This is a genomic window from Brevibacterium sediminis (assembly GCF_013623905.1).
Taxonomy (GTDB): domain Bacteria; phylum Actinomycetota; class Actinomycetes; order Actinomycetales; family Brevibacteriaceae; genus Brevibacterium; species Brevibacterium sediminis.
In genome coordinates, this window is record NZ_JABKDD010000007.1 from 1 (window position 1) to 16,114 (window position 16,114).

14 protein-coding genes are annotated in these 16,114 nt (G+C 66.2%); 10 read left to right on the forward strand and 4 right to left on the reverse strand.

Annotation, left to right across the window (positions count from 1 at the left end; all coding sequences use genetic code 11):
* Window positions 1-213: 213 nt before the first annotated feature.
* The 3 genes from HK108_RS11125 to HK108_RS11135 all read right to left on the reverse strand — a co-directional run bounded on the left by HK108_RS11125 (window position 214) and on the right by HK108_RS11135 (window position 2,385).
* A complete protein-coding gene (locus HK108_RS11125; RefSeq protein ID WP_172171087.1) occupies window positions 214-924 on the reverse strand; it encodes a hypothetical protein in 711 nt (236 codons plus the stop codon).
* A gap of 191 nt (window positions 925-1,115) precedes the next feature.
* Window positions 1,116-1,805 carry a GNAT family N-acetyltransferase gene (locus HK108_RS11130; protein ID WP_181271602.1) on the reverse strand — a complete coding sequence of 230 codons (690 nt, stop codon included), beginning with the start codon at window positions 1,803-1,805 and terminating at the stop codon, window positions 1,116-1,118.
* A gap of 85 nt (window positions 1,806-1,890) precedes the next feature.
* Window positions 1,891-2,385 carry a MarR family winged helix-turn-helix transcriptional regulator gene (locus HK108_RS11135; protein ID WP_181271603.1) on the reverse strand — a complete coding sequence of 165 codons (495 nt, stop codon included), beginning with the start codon at window positions 2,383-2,385 and terminating at the stop codon, window positions 1,891-1,893.
* Between the two features lie 197 nt (window positions 2,386-2,582).
* Between HK108_RS11135 and sucC the strand changes: the two genes are divergently transcribed.
* From sucC to HK108_RS11150, 3 genes are all read left to right on the forward strand, one after another.
* A complete protein-coding gene (sucC, locus tag HK108_RS11140) occupies window positions 2,583-3,752 on the forward strand; it encodes an ADP-forming succinate--CoA ligase subunit beta (RefSeq protein ID WP_139908545.1) in 1,170 nt (389 codons plus the stop codon).
* 18 nt (window positions 3,753-3,770) lie between these two features.
* Window positions 3,771-4,667 (forward strand): succinate--CoA ligase subunit alpha, encoded by an 897-nt coding sequence (sucD, locus tag HK108_RS11145; RefSeq protein ID WP_139468939.1) that lies wholly within the window; start codon window positions 3,771-3,773, stop codon window positions 4,665-4,667.
* A gap of 271 nt (window positions 4,668-4,938) precedes the next feature.
* Window positions 4,939-6,081, forward strand: a complete 1,143-nt coding sequence (locus HK108_RS11150; RefSeq protein WP_181271604.1) for a threonine aldolase family protein — start codon at window positions 4,939-4,941, stop codon at window positions 6,079-6,081.
* Between the two features lie 39 nt (window positions 6,082-6,120).
* On the opposite strand, the gene HK108_RS11155 is transcribed toward HK108_RS11150, so the two are convergent.
* Entirely contained in the window at window positions 6,121-6,531 is a 411-nt protein-coding gene (locus HK108_RS11155; RefSeq protein ID WP_139468937.1) for a universal stress protein, read from the reverse strand.
* A gap of 316 nt (window positions 6,532-6,847) precedes the next feature.
* Between HK108_RS11155 and HK108_RS11160 the strand changes: the two genes are divergently transcribed.
* From HK108_RS11160 to HK108_RS11190, 7 genes are all read left to right on the forward strand, one after another.
* Entirely contained in the window at window positions 6,848-8,224 is a 1,377-nt protein-coding gene (locus tag HK108_RS11160; RefSeq protein WP_229664088.1) for an MFS transporter, read from the forward strand.
* A 328-nt stretch (window positions 8,225-8,552) separates the two neighbouring features.
* Window positions 8,553-9,347, forward strand: coding sequence for a DeoR/GlpR family DNA-binding transcription regulator (locus tag HK108_RS11165; RefSeq protein WP_172171091.1), 795 nt, complete (start codon window positions 8,553-8,555; stop codon window positions 9,345-9,347).
* Window positions 9,344-10,486 (forward strand): 1-phosphofructokinase family hexose kinase, encoded by a 1,143-nt coding sequence (locus HK108_RS11170; RefSeq protein WP_181271605.1) that lies wholly within the window; start codon window positions 9,344-9,346, stop codon window positions 10,484-10,486. Before HK108_RS11165 ends, HK108_RS11170 begins: the two co-directional genes overlap by 4 nt.
* Window positions 10,483-12,669: a PTS fructose transporter subunit IIABC gene (locus tag HK108_RS11175; protein ID WP_181271606.1), complete on the forward strand. Its 2,187-nt coding sequence runs from the start codon at window positions 10,483-10,485 to the stop codon at window positions 12,667-12,669. The genes HK108_RS11170 and HK108_RS11175 overlap by 4 nt, the downstream gene beginning before the upstream one ends.
* Before the next feature lie 38 nt (window positions 12,670-12,707).
* A complete protein-coding gene (gene ptsP / locus HK108_RS11180; RefSeq protein ID WP_181271607.1) occupies window positions 12,708-14,378 on the forward strand; it encodes a phosphoenolpyruvate--protein phosphotransferase in 1,671 nt (556 codons plus the stop codon).
* 121 nt (window positions 14,379-14,499) lie between these two features.
* Entirely contained in the window at window positions 14,500-14,781 is a 282-nt protein-coding gene (locus tag HK108_RS11185; protein WP_135808719.1) for an HPr family phosphocarrier protein, read from the forward strand.
* 53 nt (window positions 14,782-14,834) lie between these two features.
* Complete coding sequence (locus HK108_RS11190) at window positions 14,835-16,112, forward strand: class I SAM-dependent methyltransferase (RefSeq protein ID WP_181271608.1); 1,278 nt, start codon at window positions 14,835-14,837, stop codon at window positions 16,110-16,112.
* Window positions 16,113-16,114: the final 2 nt, after the last annotated feature.

The window sequence follows — 16,114 nt, forward strand, 5'->3', positions numbered from 1 at the left end:
GATCAGATTCAGTCGATGCAGGATCAGCTCAACCGCAGGCCGCGGAAGGTCCTCGGGTTCGCGACCCCGGCCGAGGTCCTGGCTGATCTGTTGCATGAGCAGGTAGCCTGAGACCAGCCCACTGTTGCACTAGAACACTGAGCCCACCGGCTTCAGAGTGGCAATCTGCGCACACTTAACACGCACCGAGGCAAGGCGAGGAGCGCCCAGAGATTACTGGAGGAACTCTCCGCAGGCTTCAGTGAGGTAGTCGCCGGCGACTCCGCCCTCTTCGCCGAGGCTGATAGCGGTCATCTGGATGCCCCACCACACGCGCGGCGAACCGCCCCACTGTTGGCGGAACTCCTCGCGACGACCGGGATCTTCGGCGAGGTCGTCGGCGGCCAGGCCGATGCGGTCCTGGGCATCATCGGCGGTGCAGCGCTTCTCGTCATCCGGGCCCTTCGGGTCGAGCTCGGGGATGTCTTCGTCATCGACGGTCTTGAGGGTGTAAGCCGAGTTGCCGATCTCTTCGACCTCGAAGGTGCCGTGGATGAGCAGGAACGGGGAGGCACCGTCGTCGACGTTCTTCGAGTCGACGGTGACGCTGACGCTGTCGGGGCTGTCGGCGGTCACGGTCGTCTCGCCGGAGTCGGGGACTTCCGGGTTGCCGGTGTGCACGTAGACCTTGAGGTAGGCCTCGGTCTTCTTCTCGGCCGCCTCGGCGAGGCCCTGCCACAGCGGGTCGGTGTCCTTCGCCCCACCTGGCGAGGAATCGACGATGGACACCTTCGGTGCATCGTCTGGCGTCTCGATCGGGGTGACCTCCTCCTTGCTCACCGAAGGGCGCGGCTGGGGTCGGGTCTCATCGGGAGTCGACACGCAGGCCGTTGTCGTGGCCAGCAGTGCTGCGGCGGACAGCAGGGCAAGGGGGCGAAGTCGCATGGTTCCTCGAGGTATCTTCAGCGTCCAAGTGGTGTCGCTTCCAGCGTAATGCGCGGGACGGTCCGAGCCCGGGTGGACGCGCGGCGAGGCGGTGAAAGCAGCGCGGGTGCGAGACTTCTGCGCCGGGGTGCGACGCACTGACCCTGACGTCACAGGCCGGCCGCCCAACCGCGGCGCCCGACCCTGCTGCCTCAGCCGCGGCGCGCTGCGGCGATGAGTTCGCGCAGGCTCTGCCGCTGGCCGCCCGCGGCATCGAAGTTCGCTTCGTCGAGCCACTGCTCATACGCCGATCGCAGCGCCGGCCATTCGCTGTCGATGATCGAGAACCACGCGGTGTCGCGGTTGCGGTCCTTGTACACGAGGTGCTGTCGGAACACTCCTTCGAAGGTGAACCCGAAGCGTTCGGCGGCCGCTTTCGACGGGGCGTTCGCGTCATCGCACTTCCACTCGAAGCGTCGGAAACCGGAGGCGAAGGCGAGATCGGCGCAGAGGAAGAGCGCCTCGGTGGCTGCTCGCGTCCGCCGCAGCGCCGGACCCCAGAGGATGTGCCCGATCTCCATGACTCCGTTGGCGGTGTCGATGCGCATCAGTGCCTGCCGCCCCTCGGCTCGACCGGTGGATCGGTCCACGACGGCGAAGAAGAGGGGATCGGACGACGTGGCCGCCTCGGCGATCCAGGTATCGAAGTCGCTGCGTTCGGTCTGCGGAGACTGCGGCAGGTAGCGGAACCGCTCCTCGATCCCGTCGGCAACTGAGACCGCGGCGAACAGATCATCGTCGTGGACGGCAGGATCCAGGGGTTCGAGATCGACGTAATGACCGTGGATGGGCTCTCGCCGAGGCGGCTGTGCACCTGTGAAATTCGTGAGGTCGTCGTTCATGGCTGGGTCCTCGTCATCGGGGTTCGGATGGGTTTCGTGTGTCCGTGTCTGTGGTTGGGCAGGTGTGACTGTGCTCGGAGTGGGTTCAGTCTTCGCTGCCGTCGAAGCCGGTGGACAGCTCGCGCAGAAGTCCGGCGAGCTTGCGGCTGCCGGCGGAGGTGAGGCCGCTGAGGATCTCGCGCTCCTTCACGAGCAGGTCCGCCAGGGCGGAGTCGACGGTGGCGCGGCCGCTGTCGGTGAGGTGGACGAGCACTCCGCGGCGATCACCCGGATCGGGGCGACGCTCGACCCATCCGCGGGCCACGAGGCGGTCGATGCGATTGGTCATGGTGCCGCTCGTGACAAGCGTCTCCTGCAACAGGGTCGAGGGGGAGAGCTGATAGGGCTCACCGGCCCGGCGGAGGGCGGAGAGCACGTCGAAGGCCCATCCCTCGATTCCGTAATCGGAGAAGCTCGCCTTCCGTGCCAGGTCCAACTGCCTGGCCAGCCGCGAGACTCGGGAGAGGATCTCCATCGGGGAGACGTCGAGATCCGGACGCTCACGTCGCCAGGCTGCGACTATTCGATCCACTTCGTCCATGAATCGATTTTACGTCCATATCAAGAATCTTGAGCGCAAAGATACTTTTTGACGAGAGATTCCTTACTCTCAGGGTCCGTTTAACCTGCAGGTTTGGATGGACGGGTGCGTTTGGGAATATGGTTGTCCTTGGTTGTTGCATCCGTCAACGAACCTGCAGGGGCCAACCACCCGGCAGCAGAAACGAAGGAAAACACGTGGATCTTTTCGAGTATCAAGCACGTGACCTGTTCGAGAAGCACGGAGTGCCCGTGCTCAAGGCCCAGGTCGCGACGACGCCAGAAGCAGCGAAGAAGGCAGCCGAAGATCTTGGCGGCGGTGTCGTCGTCGTCAAGTCGCAGGTCAAGATCGGCGGCCGTGGAAAGGCCGGCGGCGTCAAGGTCGCCAAGAACCCCGATGAGGCCGAGGCTCGCGCCAAGGACATCCTGGGACTCGACATCAAGGGCCACATCACCGAAAAGGTGATGATCGCCGAGGGTGCCGACATTGCTGAGGAGTACTACTTCTCCGTCCTCCTCGATCGGTCCAACCGCACCTATCTGGCCATGTGCTCGAAGGAAGGCGGCATGGAGATCGAGCAGCTGGCCGTGGAACGTCCGGAAGCGCTCGCCAAGATCCCCGTCTCCGCCATCGACGGCATCAACGATGCCAAGGCAGCAGAGATCGCCGAGGCGGCCGGCTTCGATGCCGACACCGCCGCGAAGGTCGCCCCCGTGCTGACCAGCCTGTGGACCGTCTTCGAGAAGGAAGACGCTACCCTGGTCGAGGTCAACCCGCTGGTCAAGACCGGTGCCGGCGACATCATCGCCCTCGACGGCAAGGTCTCGCTCGACGACAACGCCGACTTCCGCCAGAAGGAGCACGAGGAGCTGCGCGACATCAGCGCAGAGAACCCGCTGGAGCTCAAGGCCAAGAAGCTCGACCTCAACTACGTCAAGCTCGACGGTGAGGTCGGAATCATCGGCAACGGCGCAGGACTGGTCATGTCGACCCTCGACGTCGTCGCCTACGCAGGTGAGAACCACAACGGCGTCAAGCCCGCGAACTTCCTCGACATCGGAGGCGGCGCCTCGGCTGAGGTCATGGCCAATGGACTCGACGTCATCCTCGGCGATGATCAGGTGAAGTCCGTCTTCGTCAACGTCTTCGGCGGAATCACTGCCTGTGACGCCGTGGCCGACGGCATCGTCAAGGCCCTCGAGATCCTCGGCGACCAGGCCACAAAGCCGCTCGTCGTCCGCCTCGACGGCAACAACGTGGAAGAGGGACGCGCCATCCTCCAGAAGGCCGCGCACCCGCTCGTCACGCTCACTGACACGATGGACGGTGGAGCCGACAAGGCCGCCGAACTGGCTGCTGCCAAGTAAGGAAAGGTCTTTACAACAATGTCTATCTTCCTGAATTCCGATTCGAAGATCATCGTCCAGGGCATCACTGGCGGAGAGGGCTCGAAGCACACCGCCCGCATGCTCGCAGCCGGATCGAACGTCGTCGGCGGTGTCAACGCCCGCAAGGCCGGCACCACTGTGAAGCACAACGACCAGGCCGGCAACGAGGTCGAACTCCCCGTCTTCGGGTCCGTCGCCGAGGCGATGGAAGCCACCGGTGCCGACGTGTCCGTGGCCTTCGTGCCGCCGGCGTTCTCCAAGGACGCCGCGATCGAGGCCATCGACGCCAAGATCGGTCTGCTCGTCATCATCACCGAGGGCATCCCGGTGCAGGACTCGGCAGAGGTCTGGGCCCGTGCGCAGGCGGCCGGAAACGCCACCCGCATCATCGGACCCAACTGCCCGGGCATCATCACCCCCGGTGAGTCGCTGGCCGGCATCATCCCGGCCAACATCACGAAGAAGGGCAAGCTGGGCCTCGTCTCGAAGTCCGGCACCCTGACCTACCAGATGATGTACGAACTGCGTGACCTCGGCTTCTCGACCGCCATCGGCATCGGCGGAGACCCGGTCATCGGCACCACGCACATCGATGCGCTCGAAGCATTCGAGGCCGACCCGGAGACCGAAGCCATCGTCATGATCGGCGAGATCGGCGGAGACGCCGAAGAGCGCGCAGCAGCCTTCATCAAGGAGAACGTGACGAAGCCGGTCGTCGGCTACGTCGCAGGCTTCACCGCTCCCGAGGGCAAGACCATGGGCCACGCAGGCGCCATCGTCTCCGGCTCCTCGGGAACCGCTCAGGCCAAGAAGGAAGCCCTCGAAGCTGCAGGCGTCAAGGTCGGCAAGACCCCGACCGAGACCGCCGAGCTCATGCGCGGACTCCTCGGCTGAGTCGAGCACTCCCGCATCGGGTGAGCGCCTGACCGGCACTGATCCGAACCACACTGCGGCCCGCCTCCACAAACGGAGGCGGGCCGCAGTGCGTCTCGGTCGGTTGGGGCGGCGCAGAGCCCTGCAACTGGTTCAAAGTGTGATTGCCGCGCACGAATGATCTGCGTATGCATTTTGAAGCCGTTATTGCCCGCAGGAGGGGCGTCTGAAGCTCCGTTGACATCGCGCGGACCGTCGTGTCAGGGCCCCGCGGAGGGTCTAGGCTGGGATCGTGAACTCTCAGACATCTGATCAGACAGCGCAGTCGACGAACCCCGCGGACCTTCTCCCCGACACCGGCACCGCAGCCCCACCTGTCGACCCCAGCCCCGAGGCGCACCCGCGCAACTTCGGGTCCGATAACTGGGCCGGGGTCCACCCCGAGGTCATCACGGCCATTGCCGAGGCCAACGTCGGCCATACGCCCGGCTACGGCGGAGATCCGTGGACACAGCGCTTCCACGACATTATGGCCCACCACTTCGGGCCCGAGGCTCAGGCGTTTCCTGTCTTCAACGGCACCGGCGCGAACGTGCTCGCCCTGCAGTCGGCGCTGCCGCGGTGGGCGGCGGTGATCACGGCCGCCTCGGCGCATATCAACTACGACGAGACCGGCGCCCCGGAGAAGGTCGGCGGGCTCAAGATCATCGGTGCTGCCACCGAGAACGGCAAACTCACCCCCGAGACGGTCAAGGGTGCGATCATCGGCCGCGGCAGCGAACACAATGCGCAGTCGTTGGCCGTGTCGATCTCCCAATCGACCGAATGGGGCACGACCTACACCCCGGACGAGATCGCGGCGATCGCGTCCACCGCGCACGAGAACGACATGATCCTCCACATCGACGGATCCCGACTCGGCAACGCGGCCGCCCACCTCGGCGTCGGCCTCGGCGACATCACGACCGCGGCCGGAGTCGACATCGTCAGCCTCGGCGGAACGAAGAATGGCTTGCTCGGCGCCGAGGCGGTCGTCGTCCTCAACCCGGAGATCGGCCAGGGACTGCGGTTCCTGCGCAAGATGAACCTGCAGCTGGCCTCGAAGATGCGCTACCTCTCCGCCCAGCTGAACGCCCTGTACGAAGGGGACCTGTGGCGAACCTCCGCCACCCGGTCGAACGAGATGGCTCAGTATCTCAATGAGAGACTCGCCGAGGTGGCCGGCAGCGGCCGTGTCCCCGGACTGGAGATCGTGCAGAAGGTCGAGTCGAACGTCGTGTTCGTCCGCATGCCCGCCGAGGTGGCCGCTCGCGCCCGGCAGAAATTCGCCTTCGCGGACTGGCCCTTGGAGAAGGACATCGTCCGCCTCATGTGCGCCTTCGACACGACGGCCGAAGACGTCGACGCCCTCGTCGCCGCCATCGCAGGGGACTGAAAGACCTCAGGCGCGGCGCTGGGAGTCCTTCGCCGCAGGCTACTTCTTCTTCCGGCGATCGACCTTGACGGAGACGACGGGGACGTCGGAGTCGAGGATGATGCGCTGGGCCGTCGAGCCCATGATGAGCTTACCCACGGGGGAGCGGCGGCGTGATCCGATGACGATCATGCGGGTGTCGGCGGTCGCCTCGGCCAGCGCCAGAAGCTCTTCGACGGGGTCATTGCCGCGGAGGAACTGAAGGATCTCGTGGGAGACCTCGGAAGACTTCAGCGTCTCCTTGAGTTCCTCGATGTCTTTGCTGGTGGCGACGCCGCGCTCGTCGGGAGTCTCACCGATTCCGGCATTGAGCACGACGAGGACATCGTCGAATGCGCGGGCCTGCTCGATGCCGAATTCGACAGCGGCCTTGCCTTCGGGCGAGGGGGAATAACCGACGAGGATTGTCATGATCTCTCCTGGTGCGACATTGGACGAAGCTCTCTCAATTAGTAGCATATCCGCGCTGTTCGGACGGGCGGCAGCTCACTCTGCGACGGGGGAAACGGGGAGCTTCGACTGAGATCTTCCTCACCTCACCAGGTGCGGGATCGTCAGCCTCGAGCGACTTCTGCTCTGTAACCGCGCGTAAACCGTGCGAAAACCCCGCGGAATCGGGCCTCCGACCCCAAATCTCAATTACTGACTGAATCGTCAGTTCGATTGACTCGGCAGTAAGGTGACCTGGGCGCTGCGTGCGCCGCGTACGAGTGAGAAAGAAGAAGCATTGACAGATCAGAATACGCATCTCGACCAGGCAGAAGCCGGTGAGACCCCAGCGCAGAAGAAGTCGGAATGGAAGACGGTCAAGGCCATCATGGCTGCCTCTTCGGGCAACCTCGTCGAATGGTTCGACTTCTACATCTACGCCTTCTTCAGCGTCTACTTCGCCGACCAGTTCTTCGTCGCTGACAACCAAGCACTGTCACTGATGCAGGCTGCCGGCGTCTTCTTCGTCGGCTTCCTCATGCGTCCCATCGGCGGCTACATCTTCGGTCGCGCCGCCGACCGCCTCGGGCGCAAGAACTCGATGCTCATCTCCATTCTGCTCATGTGCGCCGGTTCGCTGATGATGGCTCTGCTGCCCACGAGTGCGGTCGTCGGCTCCTGGGCCGCGATCCTGCTGCTCATCGTGCGCATGATCCAGGGGCTGGCCGTCGGCGGCGAGTACGGCGCCACCGCCACCTACATGTCCGAGGTCGCCACCGAAGGCAAACGCGGCTTCTACTCCTCCTTCCAGTACGTCACTCTCATCGGCGGCCAGCTGCTGGCCAGCCTGCTGGCCGTCATCATGACCCACACTCTGGGCACCGACCAGATCGAAGCCGGCTGGTGGCGACTGCCCTTCGCCATCGGCGCTGCCGCCGCGATCGTCTCCCTGTGGCTGCGCCGCGGACTCGAGGAGACGACCTCGGCGGACACCCGCAAGGACGAGAACTCCGGCAGCTTCCGCGAAGTGCTGCGCCACCCGCGCGCCTTCTTCGTCGTCCTCGGCATCACCAGCGTCGGATCGCTCGTCTTCTATGTCTTCACCACTTACATGCAGAAGTTCCTGCTGCTGCAGAACGAAGGCACCCCGGGCGAAGCCGTGTTCAACAAAGGCTCCATCGCTGACCTCATGACAATCTGCCTGCTCATCTTCGTCGTCATGCAGCCCATCGCGGGCAAGATCTCGGACAAGATCGGCCGTAAAAACAACATGCTCATCTTCGTCATCGGCATGATCGCGCTGCCCATCCCGCTGCTCGGCATGATCGGCAAGGCCGATTCCGTCCTCACTGCAGGCATCCTCATCGTCATCGCCATGGCGTTCATCAGCATGTACACCTCGATCTCCGGAATCGTGAAGGCCGAGATGTTCCCGGCCCACATCCGCGGAATCGGCGTCGGCTTCACCTATGCGGTCGGCAACTCGCTGTTCGGCGGCTCCGCCGAATACGTCGCGCTGTGGTTCCGCAACGCAGGAATCGGCACCTGGTTCGCCGTCTACGTCGTCGTCATCGCGATCGTCGGCTTCGTCGCCGTGGCTTTCATGCACGACAACCGCAAACACTCAACGATCGACAACGCCGATTCCTCGGCGTACAAACGCATCGGCAGCTGAGTGACAGACGGCTGATCCCATCACCGAGGCGGCTTACCCGGTCCACTGATCCCATCGCCGAGGTGGCCCACCCCGACCGTGAACGACGAGTGCCCCTGAACGCTGAGTTCTGGGGCACTCGTCATTCATAGATCTCGCCGCCTCGGCCGAGCCGCCTCGGCCGAGCCGCCTTGCCGGGTCGACCACTAGGTGATGTGGGAATAATTGGAAAGATGTTGGAATGTGATTGACGGTGCGTGAATAGAGTCCTAAGATCGTTCAAACCAACAGATAACCACGTGGTTATTCGTCCGTATGACGATGAGCCGCGCGAAGGGAAAGGCCGGACGTGTTCGCTGAAGAACGGCAACGACGCATCGCTGAGCTCGTCAGCGAAGCGGGCCGGGTCAATGTCACCGATCTGGCCGCCGATTTCGACATCACGACGGAAACCGTTCGACGCGACCTCGCCGCCCTCGAAAAGGCCGGAGCCCTCCAGCGCGTCCACGGGGGAGCGGTGCCTTGCCGTCCCCACAGCCTCGAAGAGCCGGCCTTCGACGACCGCGAGATCCACAACCTCGATGAGAAGACAGCGATCGCCCGGTCAGCGCTGAGCCTGCTGGAGGAGACGATGAGCATCTCCGTGGACGGCGGCACGACCTGTGCGGCCTTCGCTCGCGCGATCGCCGACGAAGCCCATGGCCGCCTCGTCGCCGGACAGGCACCGCGACAACTGCGCGTCATCACGAACTCCCTGTCCGCCATCGACAGCCTGGCCGGAGCGCCCGGCGTCGACATCTTCGTCCTCCCCGGCCGGTTCCGACCGGTCACCCGGGCCATGGTCGGACCGCAGACGATCACGGCCATCGAGGGCCATCGAGTGGATCTCGCGGTGCTCGGCACCAATGGACTCACCGGCGACGGCGTCTCCACGCCCGACCATGACGAGGCGGCGACGAAGTCAGCGTTCGTGCACTCCGGACGCAGGGTCGCCGTGCTCGCCGACTCAGCGAAGTTCGATGCCATCTCTCTGGTGCGGTTCGCGGAACTCGACCAGATCGATGTCCTCATCACCGATGACGCGCCGGAAGAGTCGTTGTCGGCCGATCTGGAGACTGCGGAAGTCGAGGTCGTCACTCCATGATCCTCACCCTCACCGCCAACCCCAGCCTCGATCGGACCATCGAAGTGCCCGGCCCCGTTCTCCGCGGCCAGGTGCAGCGCGCCGTCTGGGCCGGACAGCAGCCCGGCGGCAAGGGAGTCAACGTCTCCCGTGCCGTGGCGGCCTCCGACCGTGACACCCTGGCGGTCCTGCCCGGAGACATCGACGACCCGGTGCTCACCGGACTCGACGCGACCGGACTGGCTCATCGCTCCGTTCCCACCGGCACGCCGCTGCGGTCCAATATCACCGTCACCGAACCCGACGGCACGACGACGAAGATCAACGAACCAGGCTCGCCTCTGAGCCCGCAGGCTCAGGACGAACTGCTCGATCTCGTGGCCGAGCAGGCAGTCGGTGCGAGCTGGGTCGTCCTGGCCGGTTCGCTGCCTCCAGGAGTCGACGATGACTTCTACGCCCGCGCGATCAAACGTATCCGCCAGCTTGATCGTCCGCCGCTGATCGCCGTCGACACCTCCGGTGCTCCTCTGACTGCGGCCCTGATGGCCTCACCAGATCTCATCAAACCCAACGCCGAAGAACTCGCCGAGCTCCTCAACGCCGCCGGCCTCCTGCACGCCTCCGGTCTCCGGGACGATTCTGACCCACGTGTCGCCGTCGAATCCCTCGGCACCGCCGAACTGCAGACGATCGCCGACCGCCTCGAGTCCTCACCGCAGCTCACGGCTCGCGCCACATCGACCCTGCTCAACGCGCGCGGCCCCCGCCCGCGGTCGATCCTTGCGACCTTGGGCGCCGGCGGCGCAGTGCTCGCCCAGCCGGACGCTGCCTGGCATGCCCAGCATCCGCCTACGGACGTCGTGAGCACCGTGGGCGCGGGCGACTCCACCCTCGCCGGGTACCTGCTGGGTCTGACCGACGGCCGTGAACCCGATGCGGCTCTGGCGCGAGCCGTCGCCTACGGATCCGCAGCCGCCCGGCTGCGCGGCACCGGAGTGCCGAGCCCGGCGGACGCCCGGACCGACGCGGTGACCGTGACGTCACTGGAGACATCCGCAGCACCGCTGACAGGTAGTCCCACAGCACATACAGACACGCATACCGACGACACTTCCCACCGACATGAGGGCACAGCCCCCGAAGCCGAGGAGGCACGATGACATCGCTCATCACAACAGACCTGGTGGTCCTCGACGCGGATCAGGGGACGGCGTCGTCCGCTGTCATCCGCGCTCTGGCCGCCACGATCGCCGAACAGGGCCGCGCGAACTCCGCAGACGGATTGGCGGACGCGGCGATCGCCCGCGAAGAGAAGACCCCGACCGGCGTTCCCGGCGGCATCGCCATCCCGCACGCCCGCACCGAGGCGGTCACCGAACCCAGCCTCGCAATGGCGCGACTGAACCCGCCGGTCGACTTCGGTGCCAAGGACGGCCCCGCCGACCTCGTGTTCATGATCGCCGCCCCCGAGGGCGCCGGGAAGGACCACCTCAAGCTCCTGTCGAAACTCGCGCGGTCACTGGTGAAGAAGGACTTCGTCGCCTCCCTGCGCGCGGCGACGACCGAGCAGGAAGTCGTCGACCTCGTCGAAACCGCCCTCGGCCTACGCGAGACGCCCGAAGAGCAGACCAGCACCGAGGCGGCCCCTACCGGCGCACCCACCACCGGTGCCGCTGGGGCCCCCACCGAATCCGCCTCATCCTCGACCGACCACCCCCGCCGCGTCGTCGCCGTCACGGCCTGCCCGACGGGAATCGCCCACACCTATATGGCCGCCGACGCCCTCGTCCAGGCCGGAGCCGAGATGGGCATCGACGTCGTCACCGAGACTCAGGGCTCGAGCGGCACGACTCCGCTCGACCAGTCCGTCATCGATGCCGCCGATGCCGTCGTCTTCGCTGTCGACGTCGACGTCCGCGACAAGCCGCGGTTCGCCGGCAAACCCTATGTGCAGGTGCCGGTCAAGGCCGGAATCGATGATCCGCAGGGCCTCATCGCGAAGGCCCTCGCCGAGGCGGACGCTCCCAACGGCCGCAGGCTGGCCGCCGCTCACGCCGCCGCCGACGACGAATCGTCCACGGCAGGAAACTCTCGCGAAAGCATCGGCGCCCACCTCAAGCGCGTACTGCTGACCGGTGTCAGCTACATGATCCCCTTCGTCGCCGCCGGCGGACTGCTCATGGCACTGGGGTTCCTCCTCGGCGGATTCGACATCCCCGACTACGCCGAGGACATCGTTCTGGGCAACTCCCTGTGGAACCTGCCCACCGAATACGGTGACCTGGCATTCGGACCCGTCGGCGCCTACCTGGGCGCCGTGGCCTTCCAGATCGGCAACCTGTCGATGAGCTTCCTCGTCGCCGCCCTGGCCGGATACATCGCCTACGGCATCGCCGACCGCCCCGGAATCGCTCCCGGCTTCACCGTCGGCGCCGTCGCCGTGCTCATGGGCGCCGGGTTCATCGGCGGCATCATCGGCGGACTCCTCGCCGGCTATATCGCCCACTGGATCGGCTCCTTAGCCGCACCGAGGTGGCTGCGCGGACTCATGCCTGTCGTCATCATCCCGCTGGTGGCCTCCCTTGTCTCCTCCGGCCTGATGTTCATGGTCCTCGGCGGGCCGATCAGCGCCCTGACCAAGGGTCTCGACAGTTGGCTGAGCTCGATGACCGGAACCGCCGCCATCGTCCTCGGGCTCATCCTCGGCGCGATGATGGCCGTCGATCTGGGCGGCCCCGTCAACAAGGTTGCCTACTCGTTCGCCGTCGCCGGCCTCGCCGCAGGCTCCGTCGGCAACCCCGTGCCGTGGGAGATCATGGCCACGGTGATGGCCGCCGGAATGGTTCCGCCCCTGGCCATGGCGCTGGCCACCGCCGTCCGCCCACGCATCTTCTCCCAGGCGGAGAAGGAGAACGGAAAGGCCGCCTGGCTGCTCGGCGCCGCGTTCATCTCCGAAGGCGCTATTCCCTTCGCCGCCTCCGATCCGCTGCGCGTGATCCCTGCCTCGGTCGTCGGTGCCGGCGTCACGGGCGGCATGACGATGGCCTTCTCCGTCACCAGCCAGGCCCCGCACGGCGGCGTGTTCGTCTTCTTCGCCATCGACTCGTTCCTGCTGTTCCTGCTCTCCGTCGTCGTCGGCACGATCATCAGCGCCGTGCTGGTGCTCGCGCTCAAGATCCTCGTCCGCAAGGGCGGAGCGGCGGGCCTCGCCGAGGCGGCCGACCGGTCCGCACCGGCGACGACCGCAGCCACGTCGACCGGTTCGACCACCGGATCCGGTTCGGCCGGTGAGGCTCAGCCGGCCGAACCGGTATCGTCGAACGCTGACGCCACACGAGTCTGACCGCTCTCACCGACGAGGCAAGACAGGAAGGAATGGGGATGTCCGCAGAGTTCTCAGGCATCGGAGTCGTACCCGGACGGGTCATCGCCCCGGCGCTGACCATGCCCGACCCCGTGTCCGCACCCGTGGCGAAGCCCGCCCCGGCTGATCCCGAAGCGGAGGCGAACAGGATCCGAGAGGCCTCGGCCGCCGTCCACGCCGAACTGCGTGAGCGCGCCGAATCCGTCACCGGGGACGCCCGCGACGTGCTCAAGGCCACCGCCCTCATGGCCAAGGACCCCACCCTGGTGAAGACGGCGATCAGACGCCTGTCCGACACCGACGCGGAGACCGCGATCTGGACGGTGGCCGCGGAGACCGCTGCACAGTTTGAGAAGCTCGGCGGCTATATGGCCGAACGCGCAGCCGACGTCCTCGATGTCCGCGCCCGTCTCGTCGCCCATCTGCGTGGAGTGCCGGCCCCCGGCATTCCACACGCGGCCGAGCCCTTCGTGCTCATCGCCACGGATCTCGCTCCCGCCGACACCGCAACTCTGGATCCTGAGCTGGTCGTCGGACTCGTCTGCGCAGAGGGTGGACCGCAGAGCCATACGGCCATCCTCGCCAGGTCGTTGGGCATTCCCGCCGTGGTCGCAGCCGCCGGCGTCCGCGAGATCACCGACCACACACCCGTCTTCGTCGACGGCGGTGCCGGAGTCCTGCGCACCGAACCCGGAGCGACGGAGACCGGCCTCGTCGAGGCATGGGCGGAGACGGCTGGCCGTCTGCAGTCGTTCACCGGACCCTGTCTCTTGAGCGACGGCACCCGGATTCCGCTGCGTGCGAATGTCGGCGACGGCGCTCAGGCACGGGCAGCGGCAGCCGCCGGTGCCGAAGGCGTCGGTCTGCTGCGCACCGAGTTCTGCTTCCTCGATCGTGACACCGAACCCAGCGTCGAGGAGCAGGCCGAGGCCTATGGGCAGGTGTTCGCAGCCTTCGATGATCACAAGGTCGTCGTGCGCACCCTCGACGCCGGAGCCGACAAGCCTCTGCCGTTCCTCACCGACGCCGATGAACCGAACCCGGCCCTGGGCGTACGCGGATTCCGGACCAGTCGCCGGGCTCAGGGCGTCCTCGAACGTCAGCTCGAGGCGATCGCGCTCGCCGCCTCAAGGCATGCGGTGACCGTCCACGTCATGGCTCCGATGATCGCCACCGCCGAGGAGGCCCGACAGTTCGCAGACCTCGTTCGTGCGGCAGGACTCCCCACCGCCGGTGTCATGGTTGAGGTCCCCTCGGCGGCGCTGCAGGCGGCCACGATCCTCGAGGAAGTCGAGTTCGCGTCCATCGGCACGAATGATCTCACCCAGTACGTCATGGCCTCCGACCGCATGCTCGGCGGCCTGGCCGAACTCAGCGACTCGTGGCAGCCGGCAGTCCTGCAGCTCATCGGCATCGCCGCCGCCCAGGGCGCTGCGGCGGAGAAGTCGGTGGGCGTGTGCGGAGAGGCCGCGGCCGATCCGGCATTGGCCGTCGTGCTCGTGGGCCTCGGAGTCACCAGCCTGTCCATGGCGCCGCGGGCTCTGCCGGCAGTCGCCGAGGTGCTGTCCGGTGTCACCCTGGAGCGGGCACAGCAGATCGCCCGCAGCGCACTTGCGGCGCGCAGCCCGAGCGAGGCGAAGGCCATAGTCCGTGCCGAGCTGCCGATCCTCGACGAGCTCGGCCTGTGAGCCCGGACGTCAGGGGAGTGGCCCCGTGACGTACTCAGCACCACCGCAGACACCACCAACAGGAAATGCCGAGACACCGGTCCGGCCGAACCGCGGCCGGTCTGATCAGGAAGGACAACTCATGGCAGAGACCATCGCAACAGTCGGAAGCACCGTCGGCCTGCACGCCCGTCCAGCAGCACTGCTGGCCGAGGCTGCCGCAGACTATGACCTCGAGATCACCATCGCCCTGGAGGGCGAACCGGCCGAGGACGCCCTCGATGCGGCCAGCGTGCTCTCCCTCATGGGCCTCGGCGCGGAATACGGTCAGAAGGTCGTTCTGCGCGCCGAGGGTGACGGAGCCGATGAAGCACTGGCCAACCTCAAGCAGCTCATCGAGACCGACCACGACGCCGAAGGCTGAGCGGCACACCCTCGAGGAGGCGGCGACCGGTCCGCTCAGTTTAGACTGATCGAATGTCCGCCTCCCTGCTGCCCTCTGACTCTGCCGCCGCCCACCGCAGCCGGGGTCTGCTGGCGGTATTCCCTCAGCTGAGCGACTTGCCCGGCCTGCCGCAGGCGCGGATGCTCATCGACTACGTCATCGGTCGCCGCTGCGGAGCCCTCGACGTCTCGGGTCGTGACACCGAAGGCACCTTCGTCGCCGCCGAACTCTCAGCCGAGGTCCCCGAGAACCTCATCCTCGTCGACGACGCGCACGGTCTGCAGGCGACCCTGCTCAGCCGGCTGACTCAGGTATGCACATACAACGACCGGCTCGACGAGGCACGGACCTTGGCCGCAGCGGTCGAGTCCCTGGCCGGAGCCGGCGAATCCGCCGGAGAGGCCGGAGAGGCCAGTGCCGAAGCGGCCCCCGTGCTGGCGGTGAGCGAGCTCAATGAGATCGCGGGACTGGCCGAACTCGGCGTAGGGGAGACGTGGGCAGTCGTCAACGCTCCGAAGGCGATGAATGCGCTCACCGAGACGATCGCGGTACTGCAGCCGTTGGCGAGCACCATCATCGTCATCGGCCGCAGCGATGCGATGAGCCGGGGCGTCAACAAGGAGCTCGCCCGCGGATTCGGCCGAGTCGATGTCTCTCCCGGGGTCGGCAAGCACCGGATGATCATCGGCAGCCGCCCCCTGTCCTCTCCGAGCCTGCCGGAATTCCCACGCCGTGGGGCGATCACCCAAGGCGGTGTCGGTGAGCTCGAAGTCCGCGCACATGGGGCCTGCTTTTCCGGGACGAAGAGCGATGAGGGCTCGGAGCTGCTCATCGACTCACTGCTGAGACTGCTCCCAGGCGGGGCGCCGGAATCTGTGCTCGACCTCGGCTGCGGCAACGGCTGGCTGCTCACCGCAGCCATGCGGGCCTCGGGGGCGAATACGGGGCTCGGCGTCGATGTGTCGAAGGCGGCGGTCGCCTCGGCGAGGGCCACAGCGGAGGCGAACGGAGTCGGAGTCGATATCATCCTCGGTGATGCCGCAGATCCGGGAGAACCGGCGCTCGCGAACTTAGGCGAATTCGATGTCATCCTGCTCAATCCGCCGTTCCATCAGGGAACGGCCATCGAGACCGAGACGGCCGCGGCGCTCATGGCCACGGCCGCCGAGCATCTGGCGCCGGGCGGGCAGGTGCTCACGGTGTTCAATTCGCATCTGCGCTACCGGGATCGTCTCGAATCGATCATCGGACCGAGTCGGCAGCTGGCCCGGAACAAGAAGTTCACTGTCATCGCCAGCCGCCGCGACTGAGA